The following is an 18408-nucleotide window of genomic DNA, read 5'->3' on the forward strand; positions in this document are numbered from 1 at the left end:
AAGCTGGTGGCCATGACTGCATATGACCTCATCGTTGTTGGATCTGGATTCTTTGGCCTGACCGTGGCCGAGCGCGCAGCCTCCCAGCTGGGCAAGAAGGTGCTCATCGTCGAGCGCCGCGAGCACCTGGGCGGCAACGCCTACTCGGAGGCCGAGCCGGAGACCGGCATCGAGGTCCACAAGTACGGCGCGCACCTCTTCCACACCTCGAACAAGCGCGTGTGGGAGTACTGCAACCAGTTCACCGACTTCACCGACTACCAGCACCGCGTCTTCGCCATGCACGACGGCACGGCCTACCAGTTCCCCATGGGCCTGGGCCTGATTAACCAGTTCTTCGGCCGCTACTACTCCCCGGATGAGGCGCGCGAGCTCATCAAGGAGCAGGCGGGCGAGTTCGCCGTAGATGAGGCGCAGAACCTGGAGGAAAAGGCCATCGCGCTCATTGGCCGCCCGCTCTACGAGGCTTTCATCCGTGATTACACGGCCAAGCAGTGGCAGACCGACCCGAAGGAGCTGCCGGCCGGCAACATCACGCGCCTGCCGGTGCGCTATACCTTCAACAACCGCTACTTCAACGACACCTACGAGGGCCTGCCCGTCGACGGCTACGCGGCCTGGCTGGAGAAGATGGCGGAGCACGAGCTTATCGACGTCCGTCTGGGCACCGACTGGTTCGACGTGCGCGAGGAGGTGCGGGGGGCGTCGCCAAGCGCGCCGGTGGTCTACACCGGCCCACTGGATCGCTACTTCGACTTCGCCGAGGGTGAGCTGGGCTGGCGCACGCTCGACTTTGACCTGGAGGTGCTGGAGACCGGTGACTTCCAGGGCACCCCGGTGATGAACTACAACGATGCGGACGTGGACTACACCCGCATCCACGAGTTCCGCCACTTCCATCCGGAGCGCGCCGATAAGTACCCCAAGGACAAGACGGTGATTATGAAGGAGTACTCGCGCTTTGCCGAGAAGGGCGATGAGCCGTACTACCCGATTAACACCCCGGAGGACCGCTCCAAGCTGGAGGCCTACCGCAAGCTCGCCGCCGCTGAGGCCCGCGAGAACCAGGTTCTTTTTGGTGGCCGCCTGGGCACCTACCAGTACCTGGACATGCACATGGCCATCGCGTCCGCGCTGAGCATGTTCGATAACAAGCTGGCCCCGTTCTGGAATGAGGGCAAGGCCCTGGAGCAGGAGCGCGGCCACTAAGCCGCGTGCGGCCTGTACGGGTTAGTCCCCGTGGCGCGCTATGCTGAGACACCTCGATGGAAGGAGGTGACGGCATGGCCCAGCGCAAGAAGAAGCGTGCAGACCGCAGCATGTGGAAGATGTCCCCGGAGCGGCTCGAGGAACACCTCAAGCTGCGCAGTCGCGCAACGCGCATTCCCGATAAGAAGAAGGAACAATCCAGGAAGGCCTGCCGGAACACCCGGCAGGCCTTTGGCCTTTCTTTGGGAGGTTTCGCCAGCGCACGGGGCCGGGATGCCGCACATAAAACTTGTCGGACGCTCAACGATTGATTAAAGTTAACAGCAGGTTAACAATAGGCGAACAGAAAGTGAGTTTAGAGATGACTTCCCCGAATGCCCGCCGTTTCGATACGTTGCGCCAAGACTTGCACGCAGATTATGGCCACGAGTACACCGCGCAGGAGATTGATTCCTTCCTCGACGCCACCATTGAGCGCCACGAGGCCGGCGCAACCTTAGAAGAGTTCATCCCCGTGATGGTGGAGCGCGAGGTCCGCGAGCACTTCGGCACCCACCGCATCCACGTGCGTTTCGCCGCAGGAGCTGACCACGCGCTGGCGCAGGCTGCCGTAGCGCTGACGAAGAAGTACGCCGGCGAGGCCCTGCTTGTCGACGCCGCCGTAGCCCACCCCGAAAACGACCCCGACTCCCACATGGCCCACGTGCTCCAAGAGCGCGGCATGGCGGAGCACCCGGACCGCTACCTCGAGGACCTGCGTCTGGTGACCATCCCGGATTACATCGTGTACTTGGGCCGCGAGATCCCGCGCGACGAGGCCGGCAAGGACATCAAGATTTGGGACATCGCCACCGCCGAGACCGTGGAGGAGACCCGCGAGCTGGCCGATGACCTCGGCGCCCGCGTGCTCTACATGCTCAACCGCCTGGGAATCGAGCCCATCTCGGAGGATGCCGCTGTCACGGCCTAAATCAGCTGGATAAAGACTTCCTCAACGCGGTCGACACTGCGCAGGGAATCTGGAAGGTTAAGACCGGCATGGGCGATGACGTAGGCGTCGCGTACATCGGTCTTGGAGTTGCCGACGTGGATGCGAGAGAGCTGCCGCATCGCAAGCCCTGGTAGATGGCGAACATCTGCCCCCATGTCTTGGGCGACTGCGACGGTCAACCGGCCGATGTTGTTGGGAATAACAAGGACCGAGGCGTTGTCGGCGAGGAATTGGCCGAAGAGCTTGCGTAGCGAGCCTTCATGCTGATTGATGCGTTTGGACAGGACTTGCCTGCCTTGGGGATCGAGGACGCAGGCGTGGTGGAAGTATTTGCCGACGTCTACGCCAATGACGAAGTCATAGGCCATGGGTGTATGCCTCCTAGCGATGAATGAGAAGTTGGACTATTTAAGCTTCATCGCTGGGGTTGTCGGACATGCTTGCGCTGGCATCCACATTACTGTGAGACCTCATACCACCTGGGCTGGGTCGGGTTCCTATTAGCAGTTTGAGGATGTCACTGTCTTCGGCGGCATCACCCCCGGATCATTTTCAGACAGGGGCGGGAACAAGCCATACCGAAGCCAGCGACTAGTTCCACTGTCCTTTCAGACGGAGGGACCGGAAATAAACATAACCAGCCCAATCGGGTGGACAGGCTATGAATCTTCGGTGCCCTGAGGTGGAACTGCTAACAACGTAATGGGGGGAAGCGGGGGCAAAGTCAATAATTCGAGTCTGGCATAAGTTGATAAGGATTGCCTAACCTAATACTGTTTCAAGTTATGTTCCGATCGGGAATCGGCAACGGAAGCGAGGCGGCGACGATGAACAGAAAACGTGGATCGACCAGAGAACCCCTCTCCGGAGGGGGAGTCGGGGACGCGGGCCCGGACGGGACGGGCGACGGCGACGCGGTGGCGTCGCAGACGGACGACGGGCGGTTGGTACACGTCGCACCGGTCGCAGCGGGTGGCCGACCATCCACCCGCGATATGCTCGTCGCCGCCGCGATCGGCGTCGCGGGGTCTCTCGTCGTCGTGCCCCTGACCTACCTGCAGGTGTTCGCCGGCATCGCCCACGTTTATCTCGTCGCGGCGACGCTCGGGTTGTGGTTCCTGCAGTGCGTCGTTCCCCTCATCGTCGTCCGCAAGCCTGGCGCGAGCCTCATTGCGTGCCTTGCCATGGGCGTCGTGTCCGCGGCGACCACCCCGTTCGGCGTCGCCGCGATCGGGGCGCTGATCATGGAAGGATTGCTCATCGAGCTTCCATTCATGGTCACCCTGTACCGGCGGTGGACGCGTACCCAGTTCGTGGCGTCGGCGATGTTGTTCTCCGCGCTGATGGGAACGATGGCCCCGCGCGCAGTTGGCGTCGACTCGCCGACCACGCCCATGACCCTGATCAGCTTCGCCGTAGCCTTGGCCTCGAGCTTGGTGTTTTTGGTCCTGGGCTTTGCCGTCGCAAAGGGGCTTCGCAGCCGCGGGGTCACCCGGTGACCGGCGGAGCACCCGCGTGCGCCGGTGCGACACGCGGGACGGCCCCGGCCCGGTTACGGGTTAGGGGCGCGGGCGTGCGGCACGCCGATGGGCGATGGGCACCCGACATGGTGGATCTCTCCTTCGATTTCGGCACGATCAACGCCATCACGGGACCCGTGGGATGCGGAAAGACAAGCCTGGCCCACCTCATCGCTGGACTGATTCCCTCGCACATCCCCATCGACCATGCCGGATTCGTGCACATCGTCGATGCCGACGGCACCGAACGCCCCGTGGACGGGGACCGGGTCACCTTCGTCGGGCAAGACCCGGCGACGCAGGTGCTCACGCTCCGAGTCGTCGATGACGTGGCCATGGCCCTCGAGTTTTCCCTCGTGGAAGCCGGTATCGTCGCCAAGCGATCAGCCGAGGCTCTATCGGAGCTCGGGCTGTCAGAGCTCGCGGAGAAGGATCCGTGGGCTTTGTCGGGCGGGCAACGCCAGCGGATGGCCATCGCTGGTGCGGTGGCCAGGGCGCCGGAGGTCATGATCTTCGACGAGCCCGCCGCCCACGTCGACGAGGACGGTCGGCGGGCGCTGTTCGCCGCCATCCGTGATTTGCGGGCCCCGGGGCGCGTCATCCTGCTCATCGAGCACGACCTCCGTCCGTTCGACGGGTGGGTCGACACGGTGACAATCCTCGATGCGGACGGGAGCGTCGCCGCGCACGGAGCGCCGGAGGGTATCGCGGTGAAGGGCATTGCGACGTCGGCCGCGACCGCCGGAGCGCCGGACGCCAGTACGCCGGGCACGGGGGCACCGGACCGTCTCAGTCCGGACCGGCGGCGAAGGCCCCGGGGAGCCGGGGATGGCGCCGATCCGGAATCGGAGGCGGACGCCGTTCCACTGCTGGCCTTGACCGGAGCCCATGTGGCCCGGGGCAGGGAGCGGATCCTGAACGGGGCCGATCTGACACTGGAACGGGGCGAGATTCATGCCTTAGTCGGTGCCAACGGAGTCGGTAAGTCCACCTTGCTGGCGGTGCTGTCGGGCCAGATGAAGGCGGGAGCGGACCTCCGGATTGACGGCGCGTCCGCCCGGCGCGTCCCCGACGCCTTCGCGTCGTTGGCGTTCCAGAACCCCGAGCACCAGTTCACCCGCGCGACCGTCGCCGCGGAAATCGACTCCGCGCTGGCCGGCACGGACCCGCACGGACCACTCGGCGCCGATGAGCTGTGGAAACTGCGGGAAGCCTTGTGCCCCCGGGCACTTGACCCCGTCTCGCCGTTCGTCCTGTCGGGCGGACAGAAAAGACGGTTGGGCATCTTCCTGGCGGTGGCGGCCAATCGCCGTTTGCTGCTTCTCGACGAGCCGTTGGCGCATCTGGATTCGCCGAGCTCGCGCATCGTACTGGATGCCCTAGCGGAATACGCAGGGGCCGGCGGAACCGTTGTGTTCACGTGCCACGACCGCCGTGCTGCGCGAACGTGGGCGGATCGGGCGAGCATCGTCGCCGAAGGGAAGGTCGCCTGGTCCGGTCCCGCAGCCGACGTGCCGGCTTCCCCGGAGTCGTCCCGGCGGGATCGCGCACTGCCCGCGGCCGGCGCACGGACGTCCTTGGACGAAAGCCCCTGGACCAGTGGATCCGCCGCTCGAAGGCGCGCGGGGTTGAACGCCATCACGATTGTCGCGGCGGTGATGCTCGTCCTCGTCGCCGGGCTGCTCTCCGGCGGAGACGCCGTTCTCGCTCTGACGGGGGTCGCGTTCCTCGCACTCGCTGCGATCGCGGAACGCGACGTTCGGGCGACGGCGGGGAAGGTCCTCCTCGTCCTGTTGATCGGGGTGTTCTTCGGCCTGCTCGGGTGGCGCTCCGAGTTCTACGGCAGTGGGGATCCGGCGGAGGCTGTCCGCCACGGCATCCATCACGGACTGCTACTGACGGCCGTGTTTGCGGGGACGGTCCTGGTCTCCGCGTGTATGCGCGTCGAGGAGCTTTTCGACGCCATGGTGCAACGCCTCCGGGTGCCCTACACATGGTGCACCATAGCGATTTCCGGGGTGAGCATCGCGGCGTTCCTGCGCAGCGAAATCCCCCAGCTGACATGGGCGATTAGATTGCGCTCGATGCGACCGGGGCAGTCTTTCCGTTCCGGCTTCATTCGCGCGACGACGCCCGCGCGCATCGCCTTTCCCCTGTTCGTCAGCGCCGTGCGCTGCGCCGAAAAGCTGTCCCTGACCCTGGTGATGCGCAACTTCGGCCGCCATCCGCGACGTACCTTCCGCACCGATCACCCCTGGCGAGTGCGTGACGGTTTCGCGGCTGCAGCGTCCGCCGCGGCCTTCGTTGCCGCCCTGGTGTCCGCAGTGACTTGACGGGCACCCGGAACCGGCGGGCCCCGAGCCCGCGAGCGTTTCCGAGCCTGTACGGAGACGCGCCCCACCCAGTTGCTTCAACCCTTCAGACACATCCTCCGGGTCGCGCCATGCGGGCCCGGTCCGCCCGGCACCGGCATGGCGCCGGCAACCGAAAGAGGTACCAGTGAACACGATCCGGACCATCAGCGACGTGCTTCGGGACAAGGCCGATGAGACGAAGAAGGGGATCACCTTCGTCGAGAATCGGCGGGACGTCCTCGTCCCGTACGGCCGGGTCCATGCGGAGGCGGTGGCGGCTGCGACTCGGTTGGCTGAAGCCGGCATCGGCCCCGGCGATCGCGTGATCTTCCAAGTTTCGGAGAACCGCGGGCTCATCCGGGCGTTCTGGGGCTGCGTCTACGCCGGCGCGGGCGATGCGGGGCCGGCGGCCGAGACGACCGTAGTCCGGGCGACCGGCCCAGGTTCCTACAAAATGACCGCGGCCATTGCCGCCGCCACCGTTGCGTCGGTCGCGGGGAAGCCGGTCGCGCCGGGGTGCCGGGATCTCGTCAGCCACCCCCGGCTCCTCGAACCGGTCCTCGCCTTCGCCCGCGATGCAGGCATCCATATCGAAACGCCGCATGACAACCCGACCACGGGGCCACTGCCGGCAGCGGCCCACTGCGACACCAAAGAAAAGGAGAAACGATGACGGATCAAGCTGAACGGGGTGCGGCGATCGTCGTCCGCGACCTCACGAAGAGCTACCCGATTGCGGGCAAAGCCGGCACCGCGCCCGAAGGCGGGGCAGGTGCTCCGCCGGACGGCGGGCGCAAGGGAAAGCGCGGCGCCCGGATGCGCAAGCATGTGCTCGACGGCGTGAGTTTCACCGTGCCCGCCGGGTCGATCGTGTCGTTCCTCGGCCACAACGGCGCAGGCAAGACCACCCTCATCCGAATCCTGTCGACGCTCATTACCGCAGACTCCGGCGAGGTGAGCATCTTCTCGCGCGATGTGAAAGAGGATCCGGCGGGCGTGCGCGCCGACATTGCCACCACCGGCCAATTCGCGGCGATCGACGAGAACCTCACCGGCCGGGAGAACCTGGAGTTCTTCGGGCGGCTGCGCGGACTCGACCGCGCCGACGCGGCCGCCCGCGCGACGGAACTGCTCGCGCAATTCTCGCTCGCAGACAGTGCTTCGACGTTGGCGTCGGCCTATTCGGGTGGCATGCGGCGCCGTCTCGACATCGCCGCGTCGCTGTGCGTCGTGCCCAGGCTGCTGTTCCTCGACGAACCCACGACGGGGCTGGACCCGGTCAGCCGCGAAGAGCTGTGGGGCTTCATCCGGCAACTGCGGGACGACGGAATGACCCTGGTGCTGACCACCCAGTACCTGGAAGAGGCGGAGGCGCTGGCAGACCACGTCCATCTGCTCAAGGACCGCCGCATCGTCGCCAGCGGAACGCCGGAGGAATTGCGCCGCGACTTCGGGTCGCACGTGCTCCGCGTGTCCTTTGCCACCACCGCCGAGGCGGAGGCGTTCGCCCGCTGCCTCGGACGAACGTGCCTGGACGGCGTCCGCGTCGCGGGGAAGTCGGTGTCCCTCGACGTCGACCCCGGACCGCAGGTCCTCGAGGCGGTGGCGCAGGCGATGGAGGCCTCGGAAGCGTTGCCGGATTCGCTGAGCGTGTCGCCACCCACCCTCAACGAGGTATTCATATCGATGAACGCAGGGGGTGCGGCGCGATGAGTGCGACGTCGGTCGCGGCGTTCCTCCGTCGGGATCTGCTGCTGTTGCGACGCAACACCGCGTCGCTGATCTCCATGTTCGTCGTTCCTCCCCTCTTCCTGCTGTGCCTGTACGCGGTGTTTGGGTACTCGGCAGGGCAATCCGGCTTCGGGTACCTGCGTTTCGTGCTCGGCGGCTGCCTGTTCCAGGCGGCGATGTTCACCGCCGCGGCGTCGGCGATGGCGGTGGGACAGGACGTCGAATCCGGGCTCGTTGACCGCGTGCGCGTGCTGCCCGGGGCCACAGGCGGCTATGTCGCCGGCAGGCTCGCCACCGATGTGCTGCGGATGTCCGCGTCGATCGCGGCGCTGCTGGTCGTCGCGTGGTCCTGCGGCCTCGACATGGCTCTCGGTGACGTCGCGTGGACAGTCCTGTGGTCACTGCTCGCCGCCGCGGTCCTGTCCCTGGTCACGGACGGGGTGATCCTGATGGTGCCCGCCCCGGTGTCGACAGCCTCATCGATCCAGGCGCTGGAAATGCTGCTGCTCATGTTCTCCACCGCGTTCATTCCGGCGACCGCTTTGGACGGCTCCCTGCGCGACGTCGTACGTCACATGCCGTTTTCGCCGATCATCGAGGTGATCAGGGCGGCGTCCCCGGATGCCTTCCCGGATAGTTCCGGGGAAGAGGCAGCCCTGTGGCTCGGTGTCGCGGCGGTCGCCGGAATCGTCTTGTTCATCCGCCGGTTCACCTCGAGGAGCGAATCATGATCGGCCCCATCTTCGTGCATCTGCGGCGCATTGCCCACATTTGGCTGCGGCGCCCCGACTTCTGGTTCATGACGTTCATTGCTCCGCTCGTGTACCTGTTCATCGTCAACCGCATGTTCGGTAGCCTGGTCAGGCAGCTCACCGGAGAGTTCGAACTCCCGAACGCGGTCATCCTGGTCGTGACGACGTGGGCGTTCATCTTGGCCATCACGGGATCGTCCACTGTGTTCGTTGAACGCAGCAATGGCCTCCACGAGCGGTTGATCACCATGCCGGCGCCGTACGCGGCCGTGCCGGTCGCACGGATCATCGCTGAGTTCATCCGGATCATGGCGATGTCGGTCGTCGTCGCGGCGGTGGCCGCCTTGCTTTCCGACAGCCCCCCTGAGGCGTCCTGGTGGTGGAGGATCGCGGTGACCGGCGCGATGGTTGCCGCGGCGGCCGCATGCACCGGCACGTACATCGCGTTCTCCATCACCAGCCCCCAGGGCTCCGTGGCCCTCATCCCGTTAATCATCGTTGCGATGTTCGTCAACACGGTGCTCATGCCCGCCGACCACTTCCGTCCCCTCCTGCGCGGAATCGCCGGGCACACCCCCGTATCCGCGGCCGGCGAGGCCGTCAACGGCACCGGGGCTGCGGGTCTGGTGGTCTGCGCGGCCTGGTTCTTTGGTATCGCCGTGCTCGCGGCGTGGGGCATCGCCGTGAAAACGAGGCCGGGGGAGTCTGCATGACGGCCCGCGAATCCGAGCATCTAACCCGAAACCGCCGCGTGGACGCGGCCCACACACCCGGAGACAGAACCAGATGAAGTCGATCGCCCAGATCGTCCAGAACAACCGCAGGCTCCTCGCGGCCTACGAGGACAAGGTCGAGCCGAGGTTCCTAAGCCGCTATGCGCGCGAACCGATGGACGCCGCCGCCGTGTACCGGAAGCTCCGTGCGCTGGATCCCGGGCCGGATGCGCCGGCCCGGGTCCTCGACCTCGGTTGCGGAACCGGGTGGCTCGCCCGCACGCTCGCCGTTGAGTCTCGCTATCGCAGGGCGAACATCGTCGGCTACGACCTGTCGCCCAATGCGATCCGCATCGCCCGCGAACGCGCCGCCGCCGACGGGCTCGGGGCCCGGACGGAATTCCACGTTGCCGACATCCTCACGCCGCTCGCGGGAGAGCCCGGCGGGGCCTGTGAAATCTGGGTGTGCGGCGCGCTCCACCAAATGAAGGATGCGGGAGCCGCGCTCGGCAGGGTCTCCGGGCTGCTCGCCGACGGCGGCATCGCTTACGTGCAGACGTTAGTCGAGGATCCCGATGTGAACGAGCGGGTCGACATGGCCGTCATGGCGAAGATGGGCCACCGGGTGTTCCGGGGCAGCGAGCTCGAGGACCTCGCCGAAGCCAACGGGCTGAAGCTGGACGGAGCCTCACGCGCCGGCATGGTGTATTTCTGCACTCTCGCGAAGAAAAGCGCGATCGGGGAGGCGGGGAAGTGAGCGCCGTGGACGGGACCGTCGGTCCGTGGTCGCTGCTCGCCCCGATCCGGACCCGGATGCGTGCGGTGGTCGCGTTGTCCGTCCTGTCGTCGGTGGCTACCGTCGCTTCGCTGGTCGGCATCATCGACATCGCGATGACGTACCCGGAGGCCCCGGTGCATCGGACGTGGTTGGCCGTGGTTGTCATCGTCGTCGCCGCGACGGTGCGAATGGCTGCGGACGGCGCCGCCGGCATGCTCTCGCAACGGGCGGATAACGACCTGCAGCTCTACCTCCGGCGCCGGTTGGTTGCCCATATTCGGAAGCTGCCGCTGGGTTGGCTGGACGCCCGGCGCTCGTCGGGGATCATCGGGTCGGTTGAGAAGGACGTTGCGGCCGTCCACCAGCTCATGGGCCACACCGTCGGCGAGACCGTGGTGGCGGTGCTGGTGCCCCTGCTTTCCCTCATCGCGCTCGTCGCGGTCGATTGGCGGATCGCGGTGGTGGCGGTCGTCCCGGTGCTGGTCACCTTCGCCCTGATGGGCGTGATGATTTCGCGCGGAGCCGGTCTTCAGCGCGACTACGAGCGAGCCTCTGAAAAAGTGACGGCTGCGGTCATCGAGTTGGTGCGCGGCATCCCGGTGATGAAGTCCTTCGGACGCGCCAGCCAGGGCGCGGGCCGCTACGATGCCGCGGCGTCGTCGTTCGTCCGCGCGTGGTCCGCCTGGTCCCGGCAGTCGAACATCTATCTCGGGCTCATCGACGTGGTGACGTCCCCGATCACAGTCCTCGCAGTGGTGTGCGGCGCCGGCCTCGCTTTGAGGGACACCGCGGGCGGCAAACCGGAGGGTCTCGTCGCCGGGCTGGTTCTCGGCCTTGGACTCTCCGCGGCGATCGTGAGGGTGGCTATGAACTCCGAACCCATCATCGCGGGGATCGCCGCCCTGAAGTCCATCGCGGAGGTGCTGGGCACGCCGCCGATCACCGAGTCCGCCGAGCCGGTGCCCGTGCACGGAGGCGCGCTTGAGGTTCGGAACCTGGTCTTCTCCTACGGGGATGGGCCGCGGGTCCTCGACGGGATGTCCGCGACGTTCGAACCGGGGACCCTCACGGCGCTGGTGGGGTCCTCCGGTTCCGGAAAGTCCACCGTCGCCCGGCTGTTGGCACGTTTCCACGACCCTGTCGAAGGCTCGGTGCTGCTGGGCGGCGACGATCTTCGCGACATCGCCGTGCGCGACGTGCACCGTTCGGTGTCGGTGGTGTTCCAGGATCCGCAGTTGCTCACGCTGCCCTTGCGGGAGAACATCCGGCTGGCCAGGAGAGACGCCACCGACGGCGAAATCATGGCGGCCGCGAAGCTCGCGAACCTCGATACGGTCATCGCGGCGCTGCCGAAGGGCCTGGATTCGGTGGTCAACGTCGACGTGACCTTTTCCGGTGGTGAGGCGCAGCGCGTGGCCATCGCGAGGTCGATTGTCACGGACGCGCCGGTGCTCATCTTCGACGAGGCAACCGCTTACGCGGATCCGGCTTCCGAGGCCCTCATTCAGTCCGCAATCGAGCGTTTGGCTCGTTCGCGGACGGTGATCGTGATTGCGCACAGATTGAGCACGATCCGCAACGCCGACCGCATCCTCGTTCTCGATGGGGGAGCGGTCGCGGAGGCGGGCACCCACGACGAGTTGCTTGCGCGCGGTGGCCGCTACCGGGATCTGTGGCGCGCGTTCGCGCTCGACGACGAACCATCCGCCCCGCGGGGCACTGAAGCAGACGATGAAAAGGCAGGGAACCGATGATCCGGGACTTGTGGTCGATGACGGATCGGCGCTCGAAGATGACGCTGGCGTGGCTCATTGCGTTGGCCGCGCTTGCCGCGCTGGCACAGGGTGCGGCGTTCGTCGCGCTGCTGCCGCTGCTGTCGGCTCTGGCCGTGGGAGATGATGCGACGGCGTGGCGTTTCACCGGCGTCATCGCCGGCCTCGCGGCCGCCCATGCGGTGCTGTCCCTCGCCGCGGGGACGGTCGGCAGGGCGAATTCCGCAGCGGTGCTGTCGTCCCTGCTGCGTTCCCTGGGCGAACGCGTGCTGACGTTGCCACTCGGGTACGTCACCAAGTCCACGGCCGGCCGCTTTTCGGAGATGGCGTCTTCGGGCATGGCGTTCGCGGCGTCCGTGCCGCACGTGATCCTGAGGCCCGTCATCGCTGCTGTGGTTGCGCCGACCGTCATCGCTCTCGGAATTCTGGCGGTGGATTGGCGCGTCGGGTTGGTTCTCGTCGCGTCGGCGCCGGTGCTCTTCTTCGCCTACCGGGCCATTGGCCGGGTTGGCGGGGAGTCGGACGAAGCGCATGCTGACGCCGTAGCTGCCGTCTCCGGCAGGCTGATCGAGTTCACCCGCGGCCAGCAGGTGATTCGCGCCGCGGGCGACGGTTCGGCGGCGGACGCGATGGTGGATGAGGCGATCCAGGCCCAACACGATGCGTTCGCGAAGGCGACGTCGACGCAAGGCGCGGCCATCGGACGGTTGGGCTCGGTCGTCCATGCGGTGTTCACGGCGGCGGTGGTCGTCGCCGTGGCGGTCGCCGCGACGGGCGGGATGTCACCGGCGCATTTGGCGCCGATGCTCATTGTGGTCGTCCAGTTCACCGGACCGATCACCACGGCGGGAGCGTTGTCCGGCGGTTTCGGCGCGGGCCGCAACACGTTGGCTGCGCTGCGTGACCTGCGGGCGATCCCCGCCCTTCCCGAGCCTGCCGCACCGGAGCTGCCCGACGGGCATGACGTGGAGTTCCGCGGCGTGAGCTTCGGGTACGGGGATAAGAAGGTTCTCGACGGCGTCAGCTTCCGTGCACCTCAGGGAGCACTGGTTGCCGTAGTGGGACCGTCGGGGGCGGGCAAGACGACGGTCATGCGGCTGCTGTCGCGTTTTCATGATCCGGACTCGGGGGAGATCCTCATTGGCGGGGTGCCCTTGCCTCGGATCGGCACCGACGGCGTAAACTCGCTGGTGACCCCGGTGTTCCAGGAGACGTTCCTCTTCGACGCGTCCGTGCGGGACAACGTGGTCTTCGCCGACCCCGGATTCGGTTCCAAGCCCGGCGACGGAGACCGCTTGCGCGAGGCCGCCCGGCGATCCGGGGTGGACCGCATCGTGGAGCTGCTGCCTTCCGGGTGGGATAACCCGGTGGGGGAGGAGGGGACGCTGCTGTCGGGAGGCGAGCGGCAGCGCGTCGCCATCGCCCGGGCGCTTCTGAAGGATTCCCCGGTGGTGCTTTTCGACGAGCCAACGTCCTCGCTGGATGCGGCCACTGAGCAGGCGATTGTCGGCACGATGGAAGCGTTGCGCGGCGATCACACCGTGATCGTCGTCGCCCATCGCCTGCACACCGTCCGCGATGCCGACCTCATCGTCGTGCTTTCGGAGGACGGGACGGTCGCAGAACGGGGCACGCACGATGAATTGCTGGCGAAGGGCGGCCGCTACGCCGAGTCGTGGACGTGCCGGACGGGAGGCTCCCCGGGTGCCTGATCCTCGTCCGTCGAGGACTATCGCTCCGGTCCGGTACCGGTGCAGTGGTCCCGCCACGCCGTCCCGGTCAGCGGGTCCTCGACGATGCCCTGGGCGACAGGGTCGTAATTGAAGCCGTAGTGCTCGGTGCGGTGGGCGGGGCACACGTCTTGGACGGTGATGTTGGTGACGCCGGGTTCCCGCACGAAGGAGTTTTAGTGGGGGAGCACGGCATTGTCGTGCCGCGTGCCCAGGAAGGTGTACCGCACGCCCGGTCGAGTGATGTCGCCGATGGTCAGCTCATTCAGCAGCATGGAACCGGAGATCTGCTGTTCCCAGGCAAGCGCGTTTGTTTTGCCGGCGTTTCGGGAGTATCCGTGGCGCATCTCGGGGTGGACGTCAAAGCGATCGGCTGCGCTGTGCGCCCGGGGCCCGTGGTTCGAGGCACCGGTACCGATGAGCTGTTCGACGACCCGGTCCCGGGAATGAGGATGACGGGCAATTCACCGTCCCGGGGCGGCACCGGAAGTCGTTGGCGCCGGGGGCACCAGACCGGGCTTGGCCATGGACAGGGCCCGGGCGGCCGCGGGTGAGGTTTGCCGGCGGCCGGGCCACCGGTCGGGAAACCGCCGTCCGACAGCGACGAGGGGATTCTCGTCACCTCGTCGGGGGTGTTCCTATATAGGTTGTGAACTCCACGGGTGGGCTTGGGGCCTGACCCCCGGAGAGTAGACACGTCGGGGGTCAGGCCCATCCTTGGTTCCTCATTGGGGCATGTGATGGCGGGGATTTCTCTGAAGGTTTCGTTTTCCCTTGCTGGCGTTCTTTTTGCAGCATTTCTTGTTTGTGCCGGCGTTTATCTCACTTGGGGAGCAGTTGGGAAGAGGTTCGCTAAAGTCGACTCTTTGAGCTGACTGAAATAGGAAGAAAGACACTCTGATCATGTGTTGCTATGAGGAGTATCCTTCTTATTGTACAGAGTTAATAGTTGTCAGTTAGCGAAAAATTAGTCAGTATTGTTCTCTACTTTCTCAATCTCCCTCCGATTCGACACTCTCTTGAGCCTCTGACAATTGCGGCCACGAGTTCGTGACCATCGAGGTCGATTTCCTTTTGGCGCCGCACGAAGTCGGCAAGGACATCAAGATTTGGGATATCGCTACGGCAGAAACCGTAGAGGAGACCCGTGAACTGGCCGATGACCTCGGCGCCCGCGTGCTCTACATGCTCAACCGCCTGGGTATCGAGCCCATCTCGGAGGATGCTGCCCTCACGGCTTAACTCGCTTTTCGGTTCGCCTCCTGCCGTTTCGCCGCGTGGGAACTCAGCGCAGCAGTTCTTAACCACTAATCTTGGTTCCTGAATACTGTCGAAACCTGTGTGGAGAACCGAAGATATCGTGACTGCCAACAATACTGCTGCGTACGAACCCGTACAGCGCATCCTGCTGCCCAAGCGTGGCGAGCCGGTCGACGTCCGCATGCTCTACCTCATCGAGTCCGAGCAAAACCGCGAGCGCCTCAGCTGGAGTGGCCGCACCTCCGTGACCATCCCGGCCGGCGAAGAGGCCTCCTTCGAGACCTACTTCAACGCCTTCCCGGCCGCCTACTGGCGCCGCTGGTCTCAGCTGAAGTCCATCGTGCTGGTGATGGACGTCGAGGGCGAGGCCAACATTTCCCTCTACCGTTCCAAGCAGGATGGCCAGCGCATCGCCGTGGCCAACCACGTGGTGACCACCGGCCACCACGAGTTTGAGCTGCCCCTGAAGAACTTCGAGGACGGCGGCCTGCTGTGGTTCGATGCCTCTGCCGTTGAGGACACCGTGCTTGCCGACGCCTCCTGGTGCGCCCCCCACGCCCCGAACCCGCAGCTCCTACCGGACGGCAGTGAGTACCCGGCGCAGGACAAGCGCGTCGCCGTGGGCATCCCGACTTTCAACCGCCCCACCGATGCCGTCGCGGCGCTGCAGGCGCTGGCAGAGGACCCGGTGGTGGACGGCATCATCGACTACGTCCTTATGCCGGATCAGGGCAACCAGCACCCGGCGGACGAGCCGGGCTACGACGACGCGGTGGCGCACTTCGGTGAGCGCTTCCGCGAGTTCCGCCAGGGAAACCTGGGCGGCTCGGGTGGGTACTCCCGCATCATGTTCGAGGCGCTGGAGAATACCGACTCGCCCTACATCCTCTACATGGACGATGACATCGCCATCGAGCCGGATTCCATCCTTCGTGCGGTCCAAGCAGCGCGCTACGCCGCCAAGCCCTTCATCGTGGGCGGCCAGATGCTCAACCTGCAGGAGCGCTCCCAGCTGCGCACCACCGGCGAGCGCGTCAACCGCGCCGACTTCATGTGGGGCGCGGCCGAGCACGCCGTTTACGACCACGACTTTGCCAAGTACCCGCTGCGCGCCATCGGTGACGCCCAGTCCCACCTCGACCCGAAGAAGTACGACTCCCGCGCGCTGCACCGCCGCGTCGACGTGGAATACAACGGCTGGTGGATGTGCCTCTTCCCGCGCGTGGTCGCCGAAAGCATCGGGCAGCCGCTGCCGCTGTTCATCAAGTGGGATGACACCGAGTACTCCCTGCGCGCCGCCGCCCACGGTTTCCCCACGGTGACCTGGCCGGGTGCGGCCATCTGGCACATGGCCTGGGCGGATAAGGACGATGCCATCGACTGGCAGGCCTACTTCCACCTGCGTAACCGCCTCATCGTGGCGGCCCTCTACCACGAGGGCGATGCGCGCGGGATCACCAAGTCCATCTTCAAGTCCACCCTCAAGCACACCATGTGCATGGAGTACTCCACCATGGCCATCCAGCTGGAGGCCATGAAGGACTTCCTCGCCGGACCGGAACAGCTCTTCGACATCCTGGAGTCCTCGCTGCCGCGCATCGCGGCGATTCGCAAGGAATTCCCGGACGCCGTCATTATCGATTCGGCGGATCAGCTGCCCGCGCCCACCGGCGCGCCGGGCGTGCCCACCCGCAACATCGGCGGCCGCCTGGGCAAGATTAAGAAGATTCCGTGGCTCATCAAGTCCGCTAAGCACCTGGTCAGCAAGGAAGACCCGGCGCACCACGAGGCACCGCAGCTCAACCTCACCCCGGAGGAGGCCCGCTGGTTCACGCTCTCCCGCGTGGATTCCGCCACCGTCTCCACCGCGGGCGGCACCGGCGTGGCCTTCCGCAAGCGCGACCGCGAGCTAGCCCTCGAGCTGGTGAAATCCACCCGCGAGCTGCTCAAGGAAATCGAGGAGAACTTCGATGACCTGCGCGCCGAGTACCGCGCGGCCCTGCCGGAGCTGACCTCCCGCGAGTCCTGGCGAAAGGTCTTCGATGCCCAATAAGCTTTCTGTCGCCGAATCCCACGTCCTCGAGAAGATTCAGGACGTGGCCTTCGAGGCCCCCGGCGTTCTGCCCACCGCGCGGGGCTTAAGCCACTTCGGCGAGCACGCCCTGGGTTGGCTGGCTCTCTCTGGTCTGGGTGCCGCCGTGAATTACCAGAAGCCGGCGCGCCGCCGCCAGTGGGTAGCTGTTGGCGTGGGCGCTTTCACGGCGCACGCGGCCAGCGTTGTGATCAAGCGCATTGTGCGCCGCAAGCGCCCGGATTATGACTACGTCAAGGTGGGCGTGAAAACCCCGTCTAAGCTGTCTTTTCCGTCCTCCCACGCGACGTCGACAACCGCGTTCCTCGTGGGCGCCGCGCACGTTCTGGGAACCCCGGCACCGCTCGTTGGTGTGCCGGTCATGATGGCCTCGCGTATGGTGCTCGGGGTACATTACCCATCCGATACGGCGTTCGGCGCCCTGCTGGGGGCCGCCACCGCGGAAGCATGTCACCGCTATGAAAGGAAGACCGCATGAGCGAACGACCAAACCGCGTCGACGACGGTGAGCAGAGAGTCTTCCACTCTGAGCCGCACACCTCCGGCATCGATACCGGCCGCAAGCGCAAGCCCCCGAAGAACCTTGCCGACGGCATGGTCAAAGCCCTGCGCCCCAAGCAGTGGGTCAAGAACGTCCTGGTCTTGGCCGCCCCTGCGGCCGCGGGCGCGGACTCGCTGTTCCATTCGCGCGTGCTTCTCGACGTCCTCCTTGCCTTCATCGTCTTCTGCATGGGCGCGTCCTCCATTTACCTCATCAACGATGCCCGCGATGTGGAGGCTGACCGTGAGCACCCGACGAAGCGCTTCCGCCCGATCGCGGCGGGCGTGCTTCCGGTGGGCCTGGCCTATGTCATGGCGGCCGTGCTCATCATCGGCTCGATTGGCTTGTCCTTCTTGGCCACGGCCGGTCTGCAGCTCGCCATCGTCATGGCCATCTACATTGGCCTGCAGTTGGGCTACTGCTTCGGGTGGAAGCACATGCCGGTGATCGACATCGCCCTGGTGTCCTCCGGTTTCATGCTGCGCACCATGGCCGGCGGCGTGGCCGCGGGCATTGAGCTTTCCCAGTGGTTCCTGCTGGTGGCCGCGTTCGGCTCCTTGTTCATGGCCTCGGGTAAGCGCTACTCGGAGATCCTTTTAGCCCAGCGCACGGGCGCCAAGATCCGCAAATCCCTGGAGGGCTACACGCCCACCTACCTGCGCTTCGTCTGGACGCTGGCGGCTACTGCCGTGGTTATGTCCTACTCCCTGTGGGGCTTCCAGCTCTCCAATGAGTCTGATGGCCCGGCCAGCGTGTGGTACCAAATCTCCATGGTGCCGTTCACCATCGCCATTCTGCGCTATGCCGCCGATGTGGACCGCGGCAATGGCGGTGCACCGGACGAGATCGCCTTGGAGGACCGCGTCCTCCAGATTCTGGCCCTGGTGTGGCTGGCATGCATCGCCATGGCGGTCTACATCATGCCGGTAATGGTGGGCTAGCCAGCGGCGATCGGGAACAGGGCA

18 protein-coding genes and 1 pseudogene are annotated in these 18408 nt (G+C 65.8%); 16 read left to right on the forward strand and 3 right to left on the reverse strand.

Annotated features, from left to right (window positions below):
* Positions 1-12 precede the first annotated feature (12 nt).
* From glf to QP999_RS02680, 3 genes are all read left to right on the forward strand, one after another.
* Positions 13-1209, forward strand: a complete 1197-nt coding sequence (gene glf / locus QP999_RS02670; protein ID WP_046647608.1) for a UDP-galactopyranose mutase — start codon at positions 13-15, stop codon at positions 1207-1209.
* A 74-nt stretch (positions 1210-1283) separates the two neighbouring features.
* Positions 1284-1520, forward strand: coding sequence for a hypothetical protein (locus QP999_RS02675; RefSeq protein ID WP_046647607.1), 237 nt, complete (start codon positions 1284-1286; stop codon positions 1518-1520).
* Positions 1521-1570: 50 nt separating this feature from the next.
* Complete coding sequence (locus QP999_RS02680; protein WP_046647606.1) at positions 1571-2179, forward strand: three-helix bundle dimerization domain-containing protein; 609 nt, start codon at positions 1571-1573, stop codon at positions 2177-2179.
* A gap of 2 nt (positions 2180-2181) precedes the next feature.
* Here the strand turns inward: QP999_RS02680 and QP999_RS02685 are convergent.
* A pseudogene (locus QP999_RS02685) lies at positions 2182-2568 on the reverse strand (IS110 family transposase); the annotation flags it as partial.
* A 627-nt stretch (positions 2569-3195) separates the two neighbouring features.
* Here QP999_RS02685 and QP999_RS02690 point away from each other — a divergent pair.
* The 9 genes from QP999_RS02690 to QP999_RS02730 all read left to right on the forward strand — a co-directional run bounded on the left by QP999_RS02690 (position 3196) and on the right by QP999_RS02730 (position 13532).
* Entirely contained in the window at positions 3196-3699 is a 504-nt protein-coding gene (locus QP999_RS02690) for an ECF transporter S component (RefSeq protein ID WP_230307979.1), read from the forward strand.
* Between the two features lie 107 nt (positions 3700-3806).
* Positions 3807-6053: an ATP-binding cassette domain-containing protein gene (locus QP999_RS02695; RefSeq protein ID WP_232770745.1), complete on the forward strand. Its 2247-nt coding sequence runs from the start codon at positions 3807-3809 to the stop codon at positions 6051-6053.
* 166 nt (positions 6054-6219) lie between these two features.
* The gene (locus tag QP999_RS02700) at positions 6220-6747 is read left to right on the forward strand and encodes a hypothetical protein (protein ID WP_246816483.1); all 528 of its coding nucleotides are present in this window, start codon (positions 6220-6222) and stop codon (positions 6745-6747) included.
* Positions 6744-7787 carry an ABC transporter ATP-binding protein gene (locus tag QP999_RS02705; protein WP_070531848.1) on the forward strand — a complete coding sequence of 348 codons (1044 nt, stop codon included), beginning with the start codon at positions 6744-6746 and terminating at the stop codon, positions 7785-7787. Before QP999_RS02700 ends, QP999_RS02705 begins: the two co-directional genes overlap by 4 nt.
* Positions 7784-8536 (forward strand): ABC transporter permease, encoded by a 753-nt coding sequence (locus tag QP999_RS02710; RefSeq protein ID WP_284847595.1) that lies wholly within the window; start codon positions 7784-7786, stop codon positions 8534-8536. The genes QP999_RS02705 and QP999_RS02710 overlap by 4 nt, the downstream gene beginning before the upstream one ends.
* Complete coding sequence (locus tag QP999_RS02715; protein ID WP_070523826.1) at positions 8533-9270, forward strand: ABC transporter permease; 738 nt, start codon at positions 8533-8535, stop codon at positions 9268-9270. Before QP999_RS02710 ends, QP999_RS02715 begins: the two co-directional genes overlap by 4 nt.
* A 73-nt stretch (positions 9271-9343) precedes the next feature.
* Entirely contained in the window at positions 9344-10027 is a 684-nt protein-coding gene (locus tag QP999_RS02720; protein WP_284847596.1) for a class I SAM-dependent methyltransferase, read from the forward strand.
* Positions 10024-11802, forward strand: a complete 1779-nt coding sequence (locus QP999_RS02725) for an ABC transporter ATP-binding protein (protein ID WP_284847597.1) — start codon at positions 10024-10026, stop codon at positions 11800-11802. Before QP999_RS02720 ends, QP999_RS02725 begins: the two co-directional genes overlap by 4 nt.
* Positions 11799-13532: an ABC transporter ATP-binding protein gene (locus QP999_RS02730; RefSeq protein WP_070517736.1), complete on the forward strand. Its 1734-nt coding sequence runs from the start codon at positions 11799-11801 to the stop codon at positions 13530-13532. Before QP999_RS02725 ends, QP999_RS02730 begins: the two co-directional genes overlap by 4 nt.
* Before the next feature lie 17 nt (positions 13533-13549).
* Here QP999_RS02730 and QP999_RS02735 read toward each other — a convergent pair whose 3' ends face one another.
* Together QP999_RS02735 and QP999_RS02740 are read right to left on the reverse strand one after the other, a co-directional pair.
* Entirely contained in the window at positions 13550-13717 is a 168-nt protein-coding gene (locus tag QP999_RS02735; RefSeq protein ID WP_154762579.1) for a hypothetical protein, read from the reverse strand.
* A gap of 9 nt (positions 13718-13726) precedes the next feature.
* Positions 13727-13897 (reverse strand): hypothetical protein, encoded by a 171-nt coding sequence (locus tag QP999_RS02740; RefSeq protein WP_154762578.1) that lies wholly within the window; start codon positions 13895-13897, stop codon positions 13727-13729.
* 703 nt (positions 13898-14600) lie between these two features.
* Between QP999_RS02740 and QP999_RS02745 the strand changes: the two genes are divergently transcribed.
* The 4 genes from QP999_RS02745 to QP999_RS02760 all read left to right on the forward strand — a co-directional run bounded on the left by QP999_RS02745 (position 14601) and on the right by QP999_RS02760 (position 18384).
* Entirely contained in the window at positions 14601-14792 is a 192-nt protein-coding gene (locus QP999_RS02745) for a hypothetical protein (protein WP_284763260.1), read from the forward strand.
* A 118-nt stretch (positions 14793-14910) separates the two neighbouring features.
* Positions 14911-16863, forward strand: coding sequence for a glycosyltransferase (locus tag QP999_RS02750; protein WP_284847598.1), 1953 nt, complete (start codon positions 14911-14913; stop codon positions 16861-16863).
* The gene (locus QP999_RS02755; protein WP_070517733.1) at positions 16853-17380 is read left to right on the forward strand and encodes a phosphatase PAP2 family protein; all 528 of its coding nucleotides are present in this window, start codon (positions 16853-16855) and stop codon (positions 17378-17380) included. Before QP999_RS02750 ends, QP999_RS02755 begins: the two co-directional genes overlap by 11 nt.
* Complete coding sequence (locus QP999_RS02760) at positions 17377-18384, forward strand: decaprenyl-phosphate phosphoribosyltransferase (protein WP_070517732.1); 1008 nt, start codon at positions 17377-17379, stop codon at positions 18382-18384. The genes QP999_RS02755 and QP999_RS02760 overlap by 4 nt, the downstream gene beginning before the upstream one ends.
* Positions 18385-18408: the final 24 nt, after the last annotated feature.

The sequence above is a fragment of the Corynebacterium sp. MSK004 genome, from assembly GCF_030232515.1.
GTDB lineage: Bacteria > Actinomycetota > Actinomycetes > Mycobacteriales > Mycobacteriaceae > Corynebacterium > Corynebacterium hesseae.

Excerpts from the sequence above, each read along its gene's own strand:
- glf (WP_046647608.1), top strand. The coding sequence starts at position 13 with ATGACTGCATATGACCTCATCGTTGTTGGATCTGGATTCTTTGGCCTG.
- QP999_RS02675 (WP_046647607.1), top strand. The coding sequence starts at position 1,284 with ATGGCCCAGCGCAAGAAGAAGCGTGCAGACCGCAGCATGTGGAAGATG.
- QP999_RS02680 (WP_046647606.1), top strand. The coding sequence starts at position 1,571 with ATGACTTCCCCGAATGCCCGCCGTTTCGATACGTTGCGCCAAGACTTG.
- QP999_RS02690 (WP_230307979.1), top strand. The coding sequence starts at position 3,196 with ATGCTCGTCGCCGCCGCGATCGGCGTCGCGGGGTCTCTCGTCGTCGTG.
- QP999_RS02695 (WP_232770745.1), top strand. The coding sequence starts at position 3,807 with ATGGTGGATCTCTCCTTCGATTTCGGCACGATCAACGCCATCACGGGA.
- QP999_RS02705 (WP_070531848.1), top strand. The coding sequence starts at position 6,744 with ATGACGGATCAAGCTGAACGGGGTGCGGCGATCGTCGTCCGCGACCTC.
- QP999_RS02710 (WP_284847595.1), top strand. The coding sequence starts at position 7,784 with ATGAGTGCGACGTCGGTCGCGGCGTTCCTCCGTCGGGATCTGCTGCTG.
- QP999_RS02715 (WP_070523826.1), top strand. The coding sequence starts at position 8,533 with ATGATCGGCCCCATCTTCGTGCATCTGCGGCGCATTGCCCACATTTGG.
- QP999_RS02720 (WP_284847596.1), top strand. The coding sequence starts at position 9,344 with ATGAAGTCGATCGCCCAGATCGTCCAGAACAACCGCAGGCTCCTCGCG.
- QP999_RS02730 (WP_070517736.1), top strand. The coding sequence starts at position 11,799 with ATGATCCGGGACTTGTGGTCGATGACGGATCGGCGCTCGAAGATGACG.
- QP999_RS02740 (WP_154762578.1), bottom strand. The coding sequence starts at position 13,897 with ATGCGCCACGGATACTCCCGAAACGCCGGCAAAACAAACGCGCTTGCC.
- QP999_RS02755 (WP_070517733.1), top strand. The coding sequence starts at position 16,853 with ATGCCCAATAAGCTTTCTGTCGCCGAATCCCACGTCCTCGAGAAGATT.
- QP999_RS02760 (WP_070517732.1), top strand. The coding sequence starts at position 17,377 with ATGAGCGAACGACCAAACCGCGTCGACGACGGTGAGCAGAGAGTCTTC.